The sequence below is a fragment of the Pseudoalteromonas sp. T1lg76 genome, from assembly GCF_002964725.1.
GTDB lineage: Bacteria > Pseudomonadota > Gammaproteobacteria > Enterobacterales > Alteromonadaceae > Pseudoalteromonas.
In genome coordinates, this window is sequence record NZ_PQCE01000027.1 from 1 (window position 1) to 17254 (window position 17254).

Genomic DNA, 17254 nt, shown 5'->3' on the forward strand with positions numbered 1-17254 from the left:
TTCGCCTGTGTGCGCATGAGTGAGGGAGTATATGGCGGGTAACTGAACCTCGGCTTTATACTGCCACAACCCCTGTTGCTGCGCGGGCCAACAGTCCAAGGTGCGCTTATTTTCCAGCAAACACACCGGTATGGCTTCGGGCAAAGTCCAGCGAATATTGACCTCAGTTGTACAGGCCTGTTCTTTGTTTTCAACCACACAATATTGTGGCGAGATCTCCAGCAGTTCGTCACTGTACGCCGGCATGGCTGTCATTATCATCACACTGCCGATCACTGCTGTTGCCGCCACACTCATCATACTAAAAAAGGTGCTTCACACCGATAAATAAGGTCAACGAAGAAGATTCCTTAAACAATGGGCTGGCTTTGGCCTGAGTATCGTAATCGATATAACCTAAATGCATACGCAGCGCATTGCGTTCGTCGACTATATAGCTAACGTCTATTTTAGCATAGGGCTGGACACTGCTACCAACAAGAATATCCGCATAACCGCCTGTTTCTTCACGACTTAAGCCATAAAAATAGTCGTTCTGCTCGCTACTGCTGTAATTGACGCCGATATTGGGCTCCAAAACCCATTGCTCAAAACGATACCCGCAACGCCAGCTTGCTTGTGCGCGCCAGCCGCGATAAACATCGCTAACATCCGCCAAAGCCTTGACCTGAAACTGTCCTATCGGGGAGAAATAATGATATTCAAAACCGGCATCGAGAGCCCAATGGCGTTTATCAAGGTCATCGACTCTTACTCTTGCCGGACCTTCTGCTGCTAAAGGAGTATTACTGTCTATTTGTTGCAGCGCAAATACACTGCTGGGGTGCCAATCGACAAAAAATCGTGTTTCCGGGTTAATCTCGGTAATAGCACTGAGCACATGCGCGTCTTGGTTAATAAAGGTGTAACCCAGCTGATTGTTGTCGAGATACCAAGTATCTGTGTAATAGGCGATATCGGGAACCAGATACAAGGACACATCATCGCCGCCATAAAGCGGGTTGGTCATCATCCCATAGCCGATGTTCACGCCAAGATGCCATTGCTTTAAGGGTACCTCATTGGCCTGTACGCCACTGCCAAACGCAGCCAAGGCGGCACTCAACACCGAATAATGAAGCCCTAAACGCATATGCTTTCCCGAAAATAAAAGTGCCGCTATCCTAGCAACAGTCAAGGTTTTGTTCAGTATGCAATAACAATCGTTAACAAATCACTTCATTTTGGTCACTTAGACGCCATTTATAATTGCTCAGCCAACTGCCAGCAGGCGCCGAGCACCGGCTCAGACAGACGTCGTTGCAAGGCCACCAAGCCAATTTCAAACGGCGGTGGCGCATCGCCGACTTTGACTATCTGCACCTTATCACTAAACGGACTATTCTCTAACACCACCTGCGGGATCAAGGCCACCCCCAAACCCAAACTGACCATGGACACCAGAGCTTCATGGCCACTGACCTGGGCATAAATGGGCGGCTGTATCCGTCTTGTTCGCCACCAATTAATCAAGCGGGTGCGATTTTCCCCCTGCTCGGGAATAATAAAGGGAAGTTGCTCCCAGGCAATCGCCCCGCCCTGATTGATCTGTTGGCTCACCTCACAGGGAATTTTTGGGGCGATAAACACCAGCTCCGACCAACCCAAACGACAAAATGCCAATTGTTGTGCCAAACGCTCGGGTCTGGCGGCGATGGCGACGTCCTCATGATGATCCAATACCCGCTCCGGCGCCTGAGCCGGGTCGCCTGTATGCAACTTCATTTCAATTTTGCCATGGCGCTGACGCAGTGCCGATAGCAAGGGGTTTAAAAAGCTGTAGGCGGCACTGACGGAGCAATAAATACTGAGCTCACCGGCTACCTCCTGCTCCTGGCTCAGGCTGGTTTTGAATTGCTGCCAATGAGCCAAGGTGCTTTTGGCATATTGAATAAAATGCATGCCTGCCGAGGTCAACTGTACCTGACGGTTGTCACGCACAAACAGCTCGCTCCCTACCTCCTGCTCTAGCTGCTTAATGTTGCGACTCAGGGTCGAGGCACTGATATAACAGCGCTCGCTGGCGCGACCAAAGTGCAAGGTCTCGGCGAGCGCCAAAAAGTAATGGAGTTGCTTATGTTGCATGGCCACCTCGTTTCAATATCTGCAATACAATAATGCAAATATATCATTTTACGCAATACACTATTTTGCCTACATTCAATAGCAGACCTATTTGCAGCACTTCTATTTTAAGGACCGACAATGGCAAATTACTTTAACTCTCTACCGCTGCGTGAGCAGTTGGCACAATTAGGGCAATGTGAATTTATGGACCGTAGCGAGTTTAGCGACGGCGTCCAGGTACTACTTGGCAAAAAACTGGTCATTGTCGGCTGTGGTGCTCAAGGCCTCAACCAGGGTTTAAATCTGCGTGATTCGGGCCTAAACGTTAGCTATGCGCTACGTGAGTCGGCCATTAGCGAGCAGCGTCAATCATTTCTTAATGCCAGCGAAAATGGCTTTGTAGTCGGCAACTATGAAGAGCTTATCCCAGATGCGGATCTGGTATTAAACCTGACTCCGGACAAGCAGCATAGCGCCGTAGTTGATGCGGTAATGCCACTGATGAAGCAAGGCGCCACCCTGGCTTACTCTCATGGCTTTAACATAGTTGAAGAAGGCAAGCAGATCCGTGATGACATCACTGTGATCATGGTGGCTCCTAAATGTCCGGGTTCGGAAGTACGTGAAGAATACAAGCGCGGCTTTGGTGTGCCTACGCTTATCGCCGTTCACCCGGAAAACGATCCACAGGGTAAGGGCCTGGCTCAGGCTAAGGCCTATGCCGCGGGCACAGGTGGCGATCGCGCCGGCGTTTTGCTGTCATCCTTTGTGGCCGAGGTAAAATCGGACCTTATGGGTGAGCAAACCATTTTATGCGGCATGCTACAAACCGGCTCACTGCTGTGTTTCGATAAAATGGTGGAAAAAGGTATAGATGCCGGATACGCCGCCAAGCTAATTCAATACGGCTGGGAAGTGATCACCGAAGCACTTAAACACGGCGGCGTGACCAATATGCTTGACCGCTTGAGCAACCCGGCAAAATTAAAGGCCTTTGCCCTAAGCGAAGAGCTGAAAACCATTATGCGCCCGCTTTATAACAAGCATATGGATGACATCATCAGCGGCGAATTTTCCAAAGGCATGATGGCGGATTGGGCCGAAAACGATGTTAAATTACTGAGCTGGCGTGCAGAAACGGCAGACACGGCCTTTGAACAGCAAGAAAATAGCGATGTACAAATCAGCGAGCAGGAGTTTTTCGACAACGGTATCTTAATGATAGCCATGGTTAAAGCCGGTGTTGAATTAGCCTATGAAACTATGACGGCAGCAGGCATTAAAGACGAGTCGGCCTATTATGAATCGCTCCATGAAACGCCGCTTATCGCCAATACCATAGCCCGTAAAAAGCTTTATGAGATGAATCGCACCATCTCTGACACCGCGGAATATGGCTGCTACTTGTATAACCATGCCTGTTTACCCCTGCTACAAGACTTTATGCGCGATATCGACACGGATGTGATCGGCCGCGGTCTGGAGCAAACGGACAATGGCGTTGATAACCAAGCCTTGATCCAGGTGAACGCGGCGCTGCGTAACCACCCGGTGGAAATCGTCGGCACTAAGCTGCGCAGCTATATGTCTGCGATGAAAAAAATTGTATAAACAGCACCTTTAAACGCTGTGACTCCCTTCAGCCCTGCCTCTATGCGCAGGGCTTTTTTCTTTAGAATCAAACACCCATTCATGCTTTGTAACAATTCACCTGCCGGTGAAGCATCAGCCTCCACTATACTTAAGCGAGTATTCTTCCAAGGATTGGGGTCTAAGTTTTAGATACGCCTGAGCCGTGGAGGTTAGTATGCGCGCCTTAATTACCCTGGTTATCCCACTTTTGCTGTTATGGGGCTGCAATAGCACACAAGTCACAGAGCTTCCTGCACCGCCTATTAATTTGGCGCAACACCCGCAGCTCCAAGCCCAGCCGGTGGAAAGTTTGGAGGAAATATTCGCACTAACCAGTACGATGAAAGCCCAGTTAAATAACGTCTTTGCCACCCGTTCCGGTAATCTCAGCGCCACCAAGCGCTTAATGATGCTCATTTTGGAAAACGGCGACAAAAGCGTGCGCTATCAATCCGGTGCTACCCTGACCGCTGCGCAAACCTATAAACAACTCAATGCCAACTGTTTGTCGCTGTCCATTTTGGCCTTTAGCATGGCCGAACACCTGGGGCTTCAGGGGCAATTCCAGCGCGTACATATTCCCGAGTACTGGGCCCTTAATCGCGGCTATAACCTGCTCACCGGCCATATTAACCTGCGCTTATACACACCGCGTCGCCGTAATGACGTTTATGAACTTTACAACGCCGAACGTGAGGTAACCGTGGACTTTGCCCCGGATTTATCCGGCAGCCAGTTTAAAATCACAGACATCACCAAAGAGCGCGTCGCCGCCATGTTTTATAACAACAAGGGCGCCACCGCATTGGTAGATCAAGACTATGAGCGCGCCTACAGTTACTTCTATGCGGCCACACAAATGGATCCCTATTACTCCGGCGGCTGGGGTAATTTAGGCATCCTCTATCGTTTAATCGATGACTATGAGCGCGCCGAGCGCATCTATCAATACGCCATCAATATCGACAAGGATAACAACACGGCGCTCGGAAATCTGGCGATTCTGTATCGTCATACCGGGCGCGAACAACAAGCCGAGGAGATAGAGCATAAGCTGGTGCAAATGCGCAAAAACAACCCCTACTATCATATTGCCCTGGGTAACGACAGCCTGGTACAAAAACAGTACGCTAAGGCACTTACTCACTTTCGTAAGGCGCGCGAACTGGACGAGCGCATTCACGAAAGCTACTTCGGCATGGCTCACACCTATTACCTGATGGGCGATATTAAGGCCACACGCCGCTACTTGCTGATGGCGCAAAAGCGGGCGCAATTTGACTATGATAAATTGCGTTACCGCGGCAAACTGGCAAGCTTGGAGCTAGTAGCTAACAATCGATGAAGACACTCATATTTTTAGCCACGGCGCTTATTTGGCTGGCGGCAAACCCGGCCATGGCAACAAGTTCACCCCAATGGCACAGAGATTTAACCTACCTGAGCAGCGAAGATCTGGCCGGGCGCAAGGCGGGCAGCAATAGCGGTGCCCAAGCCGGCGATTATGTGCAAAGGCGGCTACAACAATTGGGATATCAAACTCAGGTGCAGCCCTTTGCCTTTAAGCAAGGCTTTTTTCAACAGGGTCAAGGGCGTAATATTATCAGCAATGATTGCCTGCAAAATTGTGTGGTGATCAGCGCTCATTACGATCATTTGGGAAACTCAGGACATAATTATTACCCCGGAGCCAATGACAACGCCTCTGGCGTCGCCGCTATCTTGTATCTCGCCGAGCAGCTGCATCCGCTGCGTAAGCACATCACCTTTGCCGCCTTCGATGCCGAAGAAAATGGCCTGTATGGCGCCAAACACTTTGTCGAAAACAAAGACCATGATGCGGTGCGCCTTAATATTAATCTCGATATGCTTAATTTACCGCGCGCCAACAGTCGGCTTTTTTTCTATACCCGAGAGTCATTATGCCCGATAGCGAAAAGGCATTTAGATAACAGCCCAATAAGAACCCAGTTGGCCAGAAGCAACCGTAGCATTAATCGCCGTCTTGATGGCGAGCGTATCGACTGGCTAAGGGCCAGCGATCATTGGGCTTTTGCTCGGCAAAAATTGCCCTTTATCTTTGTCACCGCCGCAGATGACCCCCATTATCATCAAACAAGCGACACGCTAGCGCAGATCCACGACGAGCGTTATGCGCAAACACTGCAATTATTAACCCAGTTTATTGGGGAGTTGCTAGGATCTCGGTGCGATGATTTTCATGTTCGTGAATAAACTTTTCTTTGCCGGCACGACTACGCTTTTTAACCTCGTTCTCTAGTTTGCAGGCAGCGCTGCGCGTGCCCACAGGCATGGTGAAAACCAAGGTGAGCGGACCCTTGCCCTTGAGGTTTTTCGCCCCCTTACCCTGCTCATGGGCCTGCAGGCGTTTAACGACATTATTACTGACTCCGGTATACCAATGACCGTATTTTGTTTGCACAATATACAGCCACCACAACTCGGATTTATCTAAACTCATTAAACTAATTACCTCGGTTAGGGTCTTATACCAATTCACTTAAATAGCTAATCACTCTAGCGGGCTAAATATCGTGCTAACTGTGTTGAAATTTTTCGATGTAGAATAACTACATAAGAAAAATTCCGCCTTGTTATCACAACATTTATCCAGCGCTATATCTGATCACATACTTAACAGAATTGGTATGATTTATGATTTCGCGCTTTACCTTCGGTGTCGAATGGGTATCATGCTAACAACAATAAATAAGGACTGATAATCGAACATGCAGTGGTTTAAACAGTTTTCGCTGGTAGCAGCCATCGTTATTGTATGCAGTAGTTTAAGTGCATGCTCTAGTTGGGTCTACCGCATCAATATTCCCCAGGGAAACTTTCTAGAACAATCCGACGTTGATAAATTACGTGTTGATATGACCCGCGAGCAAGTACTTTACGTGCTTGGTAAGCCTGTTGCACAGGATGCTTTCGACAAGGATACCTGGTATTACCTTTATGTTTTCAACCTTGACCGCCAGTCCGAACAACGCAAACAGCTGAAGCTGCAATTTGCCAACGAGCGCCTGGTGAGCATCAGCTCGGAAGATTACGAGCAACCAGAAGACTTTAATACTCCGCTAGAACAATAGCGAACTGATGTAAAAAACGCAGCCCAGGCTGCGTTTTTTTATGCTCAAGCTATTATTTTAACCCTTTAACCTTGGTCATCGCTTTTCACCTTGGCGCCAGTGATTTTATTGGCTCGTCCTTCTTCTTTAGCTTTTTCCGCGCGTTTACGGCGCGCTTCTTTAGGATCGGCAATAAGCGGACGGTAAATCTCTACCCTGTCACCGGCTTTAAGCTCGGTATCCAGCTTGCAGGTGCGGTTCCAAATACCCAGGGTCAGGTTTTTCATATCAATTTCCGGGCACTTTTCCACTATTCCCGATTTCAATACCGCTTCTTCAGCTGTGCTGCCCTTGGGCACTTCAACACTGAGCACGGTTGCTTTATCGGGCAAGGCAAAGACCACTTCAACTTCTATCATTAACGCTCTCCGTACACCACTTTGGCGCGCTGGGTAAAAGCCTGCACCATGTTTTTCGCGACCTCATTAAAGACGCGACCAAAGGCCATTTCCACCAACTTGCTGGCAAACTCGAATTCCAATTTAAGGCTCACCTTGCAGGCATGCTCATCCAGGGGCATAAACTGCCAATGACCATGCAAATGCTTAAAGGGGCCATCCACCAAAGCCAGGGCTATGGTGTGCTGCTCGGCATCAAGCGTGTTTTCGGTGGTAAACCACTTTTTTAGTCCGGCCTTGGATATTTCCAATCCGGCGCGCATATGATTTTGCTGCTGTGCAAACACCTTGGCGTCACTGCAATGGGGTAAAAACTCCGGGTATGCATCGACATCATTGACCAGGTCGAACATTTCCTTGCTGCTATACATCACCAGCGCTGATTTTTCTATTTGTGGCATAACCTCTCCTCACAACAGCGCAATTCTAGCAAGCTTTAGGGCCAGCCCCAAGGGGCATTCGCAAGGCACCTGCATAGCGTTAATATCAGACCCCGCATCAAGCTCCAAACAGGTAATAAAAAACTGGTGTAAATACACATACAATCAGTATAATGGCGCCACTATGGCAAAGAAAAAAACAGCAAAATCGACCTCAAATACCATCGCGCTTAACAAAAAAGCGCGTCATGAGTATTTTTTACACGATAAATTCGAGGCCGGCCTTGAGCTTCAAGGCTGGGAAGTGAAAAGTATTCGCGCCGGTAAGGTAAATATCTCCGAAACCTATATTCATATAAAGAACGGGGAAGCCTACCTATTGGGGAGCCAAATCCAACCCCTGAACAGCGCCTCAACCCATACCATTTGCGATCCCATGCGCTATCGCAAGTTGCTTTTAAATAAGCGTGAAATTGACCGCTTGATCGGCGCCACCGAGCGCGAAGGTTACTCTTTAATTGCCACCGCCATGTATTGGAAAAAATGCTGGGTGAAATTGGAGTTTTACCTCGCCAAGGGTAAAAAGATGCACGATAAGCGTGCCGATACCAAAGAAAAGGACTGGGCCCGCGAAAAAGAGCGAACCCTAAAGCACAAGGCAAAATAAAGCGAACCCAGGTTCGCTTTATTTATGCCCCTTACCTGCCAACCTGATCTAGAGCCATTGCCTAGAGCCACAACCTAGTAACAAAATATTGCATTCCCCTCGCCTGTAGCGCCCACAAGCGCCGCCCTTTCTGCCTTTCCCCCGTAATCGTAAAATAATCTACACGCTTTTTTACAGATTCAACCAAAAGGTGCATTGCTTTATCCTTGTTAACAATGTTAATTCTATGTTTCTACTAAATTTCTACTACACTCCTACGTGGATATTTAGCAGTAGATAATTATGACAATGAAAAATCCCCACAGGGATAATAAGGATTTCAGGATGAGAAAGTTCACACCCAGTGCTCTTGGCACGGCACTCACCTTGGCTTTAGGCACCGGCGCGCTATCCGTGTCTATTCAGGCCCAAGCCGAAGAGGCAACCACAGAAAAAGTCGAACGCATCGAAGTTACCGGCTCACGTATTAAACGTACCGATATGGAAGGCCCTTCACCGGTACAAAGTATCGGCAAAGAAGACATTGCCAATATGGGTTACGACAACCTGCAACAGCTGCTAGAGCGTATGCCAGTTGCCGGTAATGGTACCTTCTCGACCCGCGGCAATAACCAGGATTCAACCGCCAATGGTGGTGCCGCGGTGAGCTTACGTGGTCTGGGCCCAGATGCGACCTTGGTGCTGATCAATGGTCGCCGCGTCGCTATCAGTGCCTTCGCCGAGAGCATTACCAACTCTTTCGTTGATATCAACTCGATCCCGGTATCGGCCATCGAGCGCATCGATATCTTAAAAGACGGCGCCTCGGCCATTTATGGTTCCGATGCGGTGGCCGGCGTAGTCAACGTGGTCCTGAAAAAGGACATCGAAGGCATAGAGGTCAACCTCGGCTATGGTGGAACCACGGGACCAAACCATGAAGAAACCACCGCCAGTGTGGTCTGGGGTACCACCAGCGCCAAAGGCAGCGCCTCGGTTATTCTCGATTACTTCAAAAACACCGGCCTTGAATCCGATGAAATGGGCTCCTTGGGCACGGCCAACCAATCACCTTACGGTGGTATGGATTTTCGCTCATCACGCGGTTTTCCGGGTTACTTCTACGTCGATGGCGTGAAAACCATTGACCCAGATTGCCCAGCCGACAGCGCTACCTCCAGCGGTAGCTGTTTATTCGATTACGGTCCTTATGGCTTTATTACCCCGCCTGCCGAGCGAGTGGGTGCCATCGCCCAATTCGATTATAAATTCGATAACGATATCACCGCCTTTATGGAAATCGCCGCCCAGCACAACTCCTCTAAAGCCGCTGGTGCACCCACGCCATTAGATGAAGATGCGGGCCTAACGGTTCCAGGTAGCCACCCAAATAACCCATTTGGTCAAGACATTGAGATCGGTCGTTACCGTACCGTAGATGCCGGACCGCGCCGCTGGGATATAGAATCAGACACCCTGCGCCTAGTTGCAGGTCTGCGCGGTGAAATCAACGACTGGGGCTGGGAAGTAGCAGCACAAAAAGGTCGCAGTAAGTCCGAGCAAAGCGGTGATCGCTCCATGGGTTGGGTTCGTGTTGACTTCCTACAGCAGGAAATCGATGCCGGTAACTATAACCCCTTCGGCGGTGTACAGAACTCAGCTGAAGTTATCGACCGTATCACCACCAGCCTGGTACGTCGCGGTGAGTCGCACATGACTTCATTCGATGCCAGCATCAGCGGTGAAGCCTTTGAGTTTAACGAGCAGACGGTAATGATGGCGGCAGGCCTTGAGTACCGTGAAGAAGACGTCAGCGACGTACCGGATGATCAATTCCAGCGCGGCTTGATCTTCGGCACCGAGTCGGTATCAGCAGCAGCGAAACGCGACCAGTGGGCAGCCTATGTGGAATTCTCAATTCCGCTAAGCGATCAGCTTGAGCTACAACTTGCTGGTCGTCACGATGACTACAGCGACTTTGGTTCAACAACTAACCCGAAAGTCGCCTTTAAATGGGCACCAAACGGCGAGTTCTCTTTACGTGGCTCATGGGCTCAGGGTTTCCGAGCGCCATCATTGGCACAAATTGGCTTAGGTCCATCGGAAGAGAGCCAATTCTTCGTTGATACCTATCGTTGTCAGGCCACGGGCCAAGACTGTGACTTACTTGACTACAACATCGAGTTTGCCGGTAACCCGGATCTGGAAGCGGAAGAGTCGGAATCTTGGAACCTAGGTGCTATTTGGGCGCCTGTTAACGAGTTCGGACTTTCAGTAGATATCTGGAGCATAGAGCAAGACAATAAGATTGACGAGCAAGACTTCGGTAGTGTTTACAACACTCACTGTAACGACCAAAACAGCACTGTGTGTGTTCGCCTTCCTCCTGCTGCAGGCCAAAGCCTGGGCGTGATCCAACAGGTGCATAGCACGTTTGAAAACGTCTCCTCGCAAGAAGCCTCGGGTATCGATATATCCACCAACTATAAGATGGATATGGACGACATGGGTCTGCTCAAGTTCAACCTTGAGTGGTCATATATGCACGAGTTCAACAAAGATGGCCGTGAATATATTGGCGAGTACGAGTACCCGCGTCACCGTGGTTTATTCGCCACCAACTGGGAGTTCCAGGACTTCAATGTCAACATGAACATCAGTTACGTCGGCTCGTTTGAAGATACTCCTGATATCGATTTCGACGGTGCCCTTGATTTTGACACCCAGAAATCACGTGACGTTGACTCGCACACCCTGGTAGATATTCAAGGTGCTTATAACTTCAATGACGATATTCGTATCTCTGTGGGCATGAACAACGTCTTCGACGAAGAGCCACCGTTCGCTATTGGTGATGGCGATTCCGACCTTTACGGTTATGTATCATCGGTACACAACCCCCGTGGTCGTTATATCTACACCAACCTGACATGGCGCTTTAACTAATACGCCAAACACGACAAAGGCCGCTAAATAGCGGCCTTTTTATTTGCGTTGTGATACCTGAGCTAGTTAGCCGTAGGTATATGAAGCTTGAATACCCAGCGGAATACCCAGACCCCAATAAGCCAGTAAGAACAGGCTCCAGCCTACGAGGAAAGCGATGGAGTAAGGCAGCATCATGGCAATCAGGGTACCTATACCTGTGTTTTTAACATACTTCTGACAGTAGACCACTACCAGCGGGAAGTAAGGCATCAGCGGAGTAATGATGTTAGAGCTGGAATCCCCGACGCGATAAGCGGCCTGAGTTAAGTCCGGAGAAATATTCAGCTGCATCAGCATAGGCACAAAAATAGGTCCTAGCAGTGCCCATTTCGCCGAGCTTGAGCCTACAAACAGGTTTACAAAGGCGGTTAAGAAGATGATACCGACTATGGTCACCCCACTTGGCAGCGACATAGACTTAAGTACCGCAGCCCCTTCAATGGCTAACAAGGCGCCGAGATTCGACTGCGCAAAGGCGGCAATAAACAAGGCACAGAAAAACGCCATAACTATATAGTAGGCCATGCCTTCCATGGACTTGGTCATGGCCATAATCATGTCTTTGGAGCTCTTAAAGGTACCGGCAACAAAGCCGTAGACCGCTCCGGGTATCCAGAACAGCAAGAAAATCAGCGGCACTATGGATTGCATAATCGGCGCACTAAAATCCGCCAGATTGCCATTTTTGGCACGCAGCGGTGACGTATCTAAGCTCGCGACATAGGCTAACAAGGCCAAGCCGGCCAGCATAACGCCGGTGGCGATTAAAAAGGCTTTCTTTTCTTTACCCGTGGCCTGATCAAAGGCGGGCAGTTCATCGGTATTACCGTCCACTTCTGAGCTTTTCAGACGCGGCTCAATAATTTTGTCGGTGATATACCAGCCCACCAGCACGATAAAAATGCTCGACAGTGAGGTGAAGTAATAATTGTTAAGCGGGTTCACTTCCATACTCGGGTCGATGATCTGCGCCGCACTTTGGGTAAAGCTTTGCAGTAAGGGATCTATGCCCGATGGAATAAAGTTGGCGCTAAAGCCGCCACTTACCCCGGCGAAAGCCGCGGCAATACCCGCCAAGGGATGACGCCCCATGGCATAGAAGATCACCCCGGCAAGCGGAATTACCAGCACATACCCGGCATCTGTGGCTGTGTGCGAAACAATACCCACCAAGATCACCATGGGCGTCAGCAGCGCCTTAGGTGTGCGTTTAAGCATCAACTTAATGCCGGTATTGATATAACCGGAATGCTCGGCCACACCCACACCCAGCATGGCCACCAGTACCACGCCTAAGGGTGCAAAACTGGTAAAGGTTGTAACCATGGAAGCCAAAAAGCCCGCCAAGGCCTGGCCAGTAAGCAGATTATTCACCACTATGGGGGCTTTAGTGCGTGGGTCGATAACATCAAAGGTCACGCCCGAGAAGGCCCAGGATAAAACCCAGATAAGTAACATAGCAAAGAGGAAGATCATCGCCGGATCCGGCAGTTTATTCCCCACTCGCTCTATGGTGTTAAGGAAGCGCGCGATTGCGCCGCCTGGTGCAGCTCCTTGCTGGTCACCGTTATTATTATTCATATTGTGACTCCTAATACCAATTCACTTAACAGAATTGGTATAACCTAAAAACAGTCACTCGGGCACTGGGCCCGAGTGAATAACAACAAGCAGCCTACTTGAAAATTAACATAAAGGCTACATGCTAAAGCATTAGAACGAACTAATGCCTGTAAACTAGAAATCCTTGGCTCTTAGCTGGCCAGGGCTTTCACCTGCTCCCAGATCACCACTACATGGTCGCGATCTGTGTCGGTTAATTCGCCATTATGATAGGCCTTAACCAGGCTCTGCTCGATTTGCTCGTTTAGCTCCTGTGGGCTTAGAGCCAGGTTTTCTACTTGGGCATAGCCCACGGCCAAATCAAAGTGACCGCGCAAATAGCCGCCGGCAAAAAGCTGGTCGTCATCGGCATGCTCAACCAGGTCGTCAAAAAAACGCTGTGCCGCGTCTACATAGTTTGAATAAGGCATTACTGCTCCTCATTGTGGCCCACGGCATAGAGCACGTGGTCATTAAAACCTGTGGTTACTTGGATATAACCGGATAATTCGTCGTCCAGGGCACTGTCGCCGGTATCACAAATCAGTGGCCGACCTTCAAGGGCCTGTAGCTTGCTCTTTGTCGCCACCACGATAATATTCTCTTTGCCTATGGCGCGAATAAGCGCCGGGCTCAATTGCTGGTTGCCGCGACCAAATAGGTGACCCTGACCACCTATCAGGGTGATCACCAGCTTAGTCGGCTGGTCTTTACAGGCCTCGAGCAACTGTTGCGCCGTCATATCCCGGCCTATTAATTCCTGGTCTTTTACCAGGTCAACGCCAAGCAGGGTGTTGTCCAGGCCCATTTCTTCCATTACCGCGGCCACGGTTGAGCCAGAGCCAATAATATATTGCCAGTCTTCGTCCATTTCGCTGACCACATAGGCGGCGATATCAGCAAGCACCAGCTCGTCTACTTCTTTACCTGCGCCGTTTTTCACCGCCTGCACATAACGCAACTCGCTTGGCACCCGCAGCTCGCCATAGCGCTTGGCGCGCACCGCTCCGGCCCTAAAAGCATCTTCGTCTATATCCATCACATCGCTTTCACTAAGGGTGACCAGTTCGCCCTTGACCAGCATTTCCACCACACGGCCTGCCGCTTTGGGGGTGATGGCATAGACGCCTGAGTGAATTTTACAACCGGCGGGAATGCCCAAGGCAGGTACTCGCTCGCCAATAGCATGACAAAGATTGCGTGCGGTACCATCACCGCCAGCAAACAAAATAAGGTCAACGCCCTGCTCACAAAGCAACTGCGCCGCATGCTCTGTGTCCTGTGCCGTAGTTGGGCTAGCACTGTGATACACCACCTCAACATTAAAGCCGAGATCGCGGGCCACCTGCTCCCCCATGCCGCCATTGACGGTATAGATGGTTAAATTCTCTTGATAAGGCACCAGTTGTTCAAGCGCCGCGCGAGCACGCAGATGCGCTTTGGGCTCGGCGCCAAGGGCCATGGCTTTAGCGGCGGTATCGGCACCATCACTGCCCTTTAGAGCCACCGCGCCTCCCAGGCCGGCTACAGGATTGATAATAAAACCCAGCTTAAACTGCATAATCTAGTTCCTTTGGAGGTTGCCATTGTAGCTGCTCTCGGCGCAGCGGATAAGCTTGACCATAATGCTGTGCCAGCGCCTTAAGCAATTGCTCAGTGCGCTCATTAAAGCCCTGCTTTATCAGGGTCTGGAGTTTATCATAGACCCGCTTTTGAAAGGAGAAGCGACAGGTCTGCTCACCGCCAAGATTATCGGCGGAGACGTTAAAGGTAAAACCGGCGGCCAAACACAGCGCCCATTCAATGGCCTGTGGGTGCACTTCGACACTTTCAAACTCATGTTGCTGCGCCTTATCCCGGCCGTCGGGGCAATACCAGTAGCCATAATCTTCCAATTGACGTCGGCGCTCTCCGGCCACCAGCCAATGGGCTATTTCATGCAGGGCACTGGCATAGAAACCGTGGGCGAAAACGATGCGATGAAAGTCGCACTCGTCATCGGCGGGCAGATAAATAGGCTCAATATCGCCTCGTACCAAACGGGTGTTATGGCTCGCAAAAAATGTGCGCTCAAAGAGCGTGATGAGTTCGTCAACCTGATGCATAACTAAGGGGAAATCTAAAACACAGCGCGATTGTACGGGCTTTGGCCGCTAAAGTAAAAACGCAGCCCAGGGGCTGCGCTTTTTGTTAGGCTCTTTGCCCCGGGATGGGCCCATGCTCAAGTTGCACATCAGGGTTTTGCCCCCGTTGACGCAATAAGTGATCCATCAGGGTGATAGCCATCATGGCTTCGGCGATAGGAATGGCACGAATGCCGACACAGGGGTCGTGGCGACCCTTGGTGATCATCTCCACCGCTTCATTGCTGGTGTTGATACTCTGCCCCACCACGGTAATGCTGGAGGTTGGCTTAAGGGCAATACTGGCAACAATATCCTGACCGGTGGAAATGCCCGCGAGCACGCCGCCGGCATGGTTAGAGGTAAAACCTTCGGGAGTCAGCTCATCGCGATGCTCCGAGCCCTTTTGTTCGACTACCGCAAAGCCGTCGCCGATTTCCACGCCTTTAACTGCATTGATGCTCATCAGCGAATGAGCCAGCTCCGCATCGAGGCGGTCAAACACAGGCTCACCCAAACCAACGGGAACGCCACTGGCAACCACCTTGACCTTGGCGCCGATAGAGTCGCCTTGTTTTTTCAAATCGCGCATATATTCGTCCAGAGCATCAAGCTTGCTGCTATCTGGGAAGAAAAACGCATTTTGCTCGACCTGTGCCCAGTCATACTGCTCGGCCTTAATGGGGCCAAGCTGTGACAAACAGGCTTTGACTTCTATGCCATGGAATTGCTTAAGGTATTTTTTGGCAATAGCACCGGCGGCCACACGAATCGCGGTTTCCCGTGCCGATGAGCGGCCACCACCACGATAGTCACGAATACCGTATTTGTGCCAATAGGTGTAATCACCATGACCAGGACGAAACACGTCTTTGATCTTGCTGTAGTCTTTGGAGCGCTGATCTGTGTTTTCAATCAACAAACCTATGCTGGTACCCGTGGTTTGTCCTTCAAACACGCCGGAGAGGATCTTCACTTTATCCTCTTCACGACGCGCCGTGGTGTAGCGACTTTGTCCCGGTTTACGGCGGTCTAAATCGCCCTGTAAATCCGCTTCACCAAGCTCTAAACCGGCGGGACAACCATCGACCACCCCACCCAAGGCGGGGCCGTGGCTCTCACCAAATGTGGACACCCGAAACAGCTGCCCGATACTATTACCTGCCATATTTCATCCTCATTCCAAATGGCGCGAAAAGTCAGCGAGTCTTATTGCCCAAAGTAGGCGTCAAGATCCGCTTTCGAAATCATAAATACCCCAAGGCCACCGTGTTCAAATTCTAACCAGGTAAAGGGCGCGTCGGGGTAAAGCATATCCATATGTACCATAGAGTTGCCTACTTCAACAAATAACAAGCCCTGCTCGGTCAAATGGGCAGAAGCCTTGGCCAGTAACTCACGGGTTACATCCAAGCCGTCTTCACCAGAGGCCAGACCCAGCTCGGGCTCGTGATGAAATTCTTCTGGCAAGTCAGCCATGTCTTCGGCGTCCACATAAGGCGGGTTAGCAACGATAAGATCGTATTTTTCATCGCCGACGCCACTAAAGACATCGGACAGAATCGGCATGACTCTATCCTCTAACTGGTAATCCTGAATATTGATATCGGCCACAGCTAAGGCATCCGGGGAGATATCCACCGCATCCACCAAGGCGTTGTCAAAGGCCTGCGCAAGGGCAATGGCGATACAACCTGAGCCGGTACACATATCCAGTACGCGGGTGATCTGCTCAGGGTGTTGAATCCAAGGAGAGAATTGCTCACTGATCAGCTCGGCAAAAGGCGAACGCGGCACCAGCACTCGCTCGTCGACATAAAACGGCATGCCGGCGAAGTAGCCTTGATTAGTCAAATAGGCCACAGGCGTACGCTCATTAATGCGTCTGGCGATAAGCGCACTCAAATGTGCTTTTTCGGTGCTGGTCAGGCGACTGCCAAGCAGGTTTTGCGGCGCATCCATAGGCAAGTGCAGTGAAGGTAAAATAAGTGCCACCGCTTCATCCCAGGCGTTGTCTGTACCATGGCCAAAGTAAATACCATGGGCGCTAAATTGACTGGTTGTCCAGCGTAGCCAATCACTAATGCTATGCAATTCCTGCTGAGCTTCTTGCAGTTCAGCGTCGCTAATAAGGTTTTCGTTCATATTCTGTTGCTAGTTCAGCTAATAATGTCGCCATTGTAGCGTGTTTAGCGCTAGGTTTTTACGCTTTTTTTGGCTAAAATCT

18 protein-coding genes are annotated in these 17254 nt (G+C 50.2%); 6 read left to right on the forward strand and 12 right to left on the reverse strand.

Translation table 11 applies throughout. From position 1 onward, the window contains the following. The 3 genes from C2M35_RS10615 to ilvY form a co-directional block, all read right to left on the reverse strand. On the reverse strand, positions 1-291 hold a 291-nt coding region (locus C2M35_RS10615; RefSeq protein WP_158677965.1), incomplete at its 3' end, for a DUF3019 domain-containing protein. 10 nt (positions 292-301) lie between these two features. Further along, a complete protein-coding gene (locus tag C2M35_RS10620; RefSeq protein ID WP_105265297.1) occupies positions 302-1132 on the reverse strand; it encodes a MipA/OmpV family protein in 831 nt (276 codons plus the stop codon). A gap of 110 nt (positions 1133-1242) precedes the next feature. After that, complete coding sequence (gene ilvY / locus C2M35_RS10625) at positions 1243-2124, reverse strand: HTH-type transcriptional activator IlvY (RefSeq protein WP_105201032.1); 882 nt, start codon at positions 2122-2124, stop codon at positions 1243-1245. Positions 2125-2244: 120 nt separating this feature from the next. Here ilvY and ilvC point away from each other — a divergent pair, with 120 nt between their 5' ends. The 3 genes from ilvC (at position 2245) to C2M35_RS10640 (ending at position 5973) form a co-directional block, all read left to right on the forward strand. Further along, positions 2245-3717 (forward strand): ketol-acid reductoisomerase, encoded by a 1473-nt coding sequence (gene ilvC / locus C2M35_RS10630; RefSeq protein WP_105265298.1) that lies wholly within the window; start codon positions 2245-2247, stop codon positions 3715-3717. 196 nt (positions 3718-3913) lie between these two features. After that, entirely contained in the window at positions 3914-5083 is a 1170-nt protein-coding gene (locus C2M35_RS10635) for a tetratricopeptide repeat protein (protein ID WP_105265299.1), read from the forward strand. Next, complete coding sequence (locus C2M35_RS10640) at positions 5080-5973, forward strand: M20/M25/M40 family metallo-hydrolase (protein WP_105265300.1); 894 nt, start codon at positions 5080-5082, stop codon at positions 5971-5973. Before C2M35_RS10635 ends, C2M35_RS10640 begins: the two co-directional genes overlap by 4 nt. On the opposite strand, the gene C2M35_RS10645 is transcribed toward C2M35_RS10640, so the two are convergent. Next, a complete protein-coding gene (locus C2M35_RS10645) occupies positions 5921-6220 on the reverse strand; it encodes a GIY-YIG nuclease family protein (RefSeq protein ID WP_105201028.1) in 300 nt (99 codons plus the stop codon). The genes C2M35_RS10640 and C2M35_RS10645 overlap by 53 nt on opposite strands. A gap of 268 nt (positions 6221-6488) precedes the next feature. Between C2M35_RS10645 and C2M35_RS10650 the strand changes: the two genes are divergently transcribed. Next, a complete protein-coding gene (locus tag C2M35_RS10650; protein WP_105201027.1) occupies positions 6489-6851 on the forward strand; it encodes an outer membrane protein assembly factor BamE in 363 nt (120 codons plus the stop codon). A 65-nt stretch (positions 6852-6916) separates the two neighbouring features. Here C2M35_RS10650 and C2M35_RS10655 read toward each other — a convergent pair whose 3' ends face one another. Both C2M35_RS10655 and C2M35_RS10660 read right to left on the reverse strand, forming a co-directional pair. Next, positions 6917-7249 (reverse strand): RnfH family protein, encoded by a 333-nt coding sequence (locus C2M35_RS10655; RefSeq protein ID WP_105213029.1) that lies wholly within the window; start codon positions 7247-7249, stop codon positions 6917-6919. Then, positions 7249-7689: a type II toxin-antitoxin system RatA family toxin gene (locus C2M35_RS10660; protein WP_105201025.1), complete on the reverse strand. Its 441-nt coding sequence runs from the start codon at positions 7687-7689 to the stop codon at positions 7249-7251. Before C2M35_RS10660 ends, C2M35_RS10655 begins: the two co-directional genes overlap by 1 nt. A 163-nt stretch (positions 7690-7852) precedes the next feature. On the opposite strand from C2M35_RS10660, the gene smpB reads away from it, so the two are divergent. Both smpB and C2M35_RS10670 read left to right on the forward strand, forming a co-directional pair. Next, complete coding sequence (gene smpB / locus C2M35_RS10665) at positions 7853-8335, forward strand: SsrA-binding protein SmpB (protein WP_105201024.1); 483 nt, start codon at positions 7853-7855, stop codon at positions 8333-8335. Positions 8336-8659: 324 nt separating this feature from the next. Beyond that, positions 8660-11260 carry a TonB-dependent receptor gene (locus C2M35_RS10670; protein ID WP_105265301.1) on the forward strand — a complete coding sequence of 867 codons (2601 nt, stop codon included), beginning with the start codon at positions 8660-8662 and terminating at the stop codon, positions 11258-11260. A 66-nt stretch (positions 11261-11326) separates the two neighbouring features. Here C2M35_RS10670 and C2M35_RS10675 read toward each other — a convergent pair whose 3' ends face one another. From C2M35_RS10675 to prmB, 6 genes are all read right to left on the reverse strand, one after another. Next, positions 11327-12883 (reverse strand): AbgT family transporter, encoded by a 1557-nt coding sequence (locus tag C2M35_RS10675; RefSeq protein WP_105201022.1) that lies wholly within the window; start codon positions 12881-12883, stop codon positions 11327-11329. Between the two features lie 173 nt (positions 12884-13056). Then, positions 13057-13335 carry a YfcL family protein gene (locus C2M35_RS10680; RefSeq protein WP_105201021.1) on the reverse strand — a complete coding sequence of 93 codons (279 nt, stop codon included), beginning with the start codon at positions 13333-13335 and terminating at the stop codon, positions 13057-13059. Then, positions 13335-14465, reverse strand: a complete 1131-nt coding sequence (locus tag C2M35_RS10685; RefSeq protein WP_105201020.1) for an ATP-NAD kinase family protein — start codon at positions 14463-14465, stop codon at positions 13335-13337. The genes C2M35_RS10680 and C2M35_RS10685 overlap by 1 nt, the downstream gene beginning before the upstream one ends. After that, on the reverse strand, positions 14455-15009 hold the full coding sequence (locus tag C2M35_RS10690; protein WP_105265302.1) for an elongation factor P hydroxylase: 555 nt from the start codon (positions 15007-15009) through the stop codon (positions 14455-14457). Before C2M35_RS10690 ends, C2M35_RS10685 begins: the two co-directional genes overlap by 11 nt. Positions 15010-15094: 85 nt before the next feature. After that, the gene (aroC, locus tag C2M35_RS10695) at positions 15095-16195 is read right to left on the reverse strand and encodes a chorismate synthase (protein ID WP_105265303.1); all 1101 of its coding nucleotides are present in this window, start codon (positions 16193-16195) and stop codon (positions 15095-15097) included. 41 nt (positions 16196-16236) lie between these two features. Further along, positions 16237-17172, reverse strand: a complete 936-nt coding sequence (gene prmB / locus C2M35_RS10700; protein WP_105265304.1) for a 50S ribosomal protein L3 N(5)-glutamine methyltransferase — start codon at positions 17170-17172, stop codon at positions 16237-16239. Between the last annotated feature and the right edge of the window lie 82 nt (positions 17173-17254).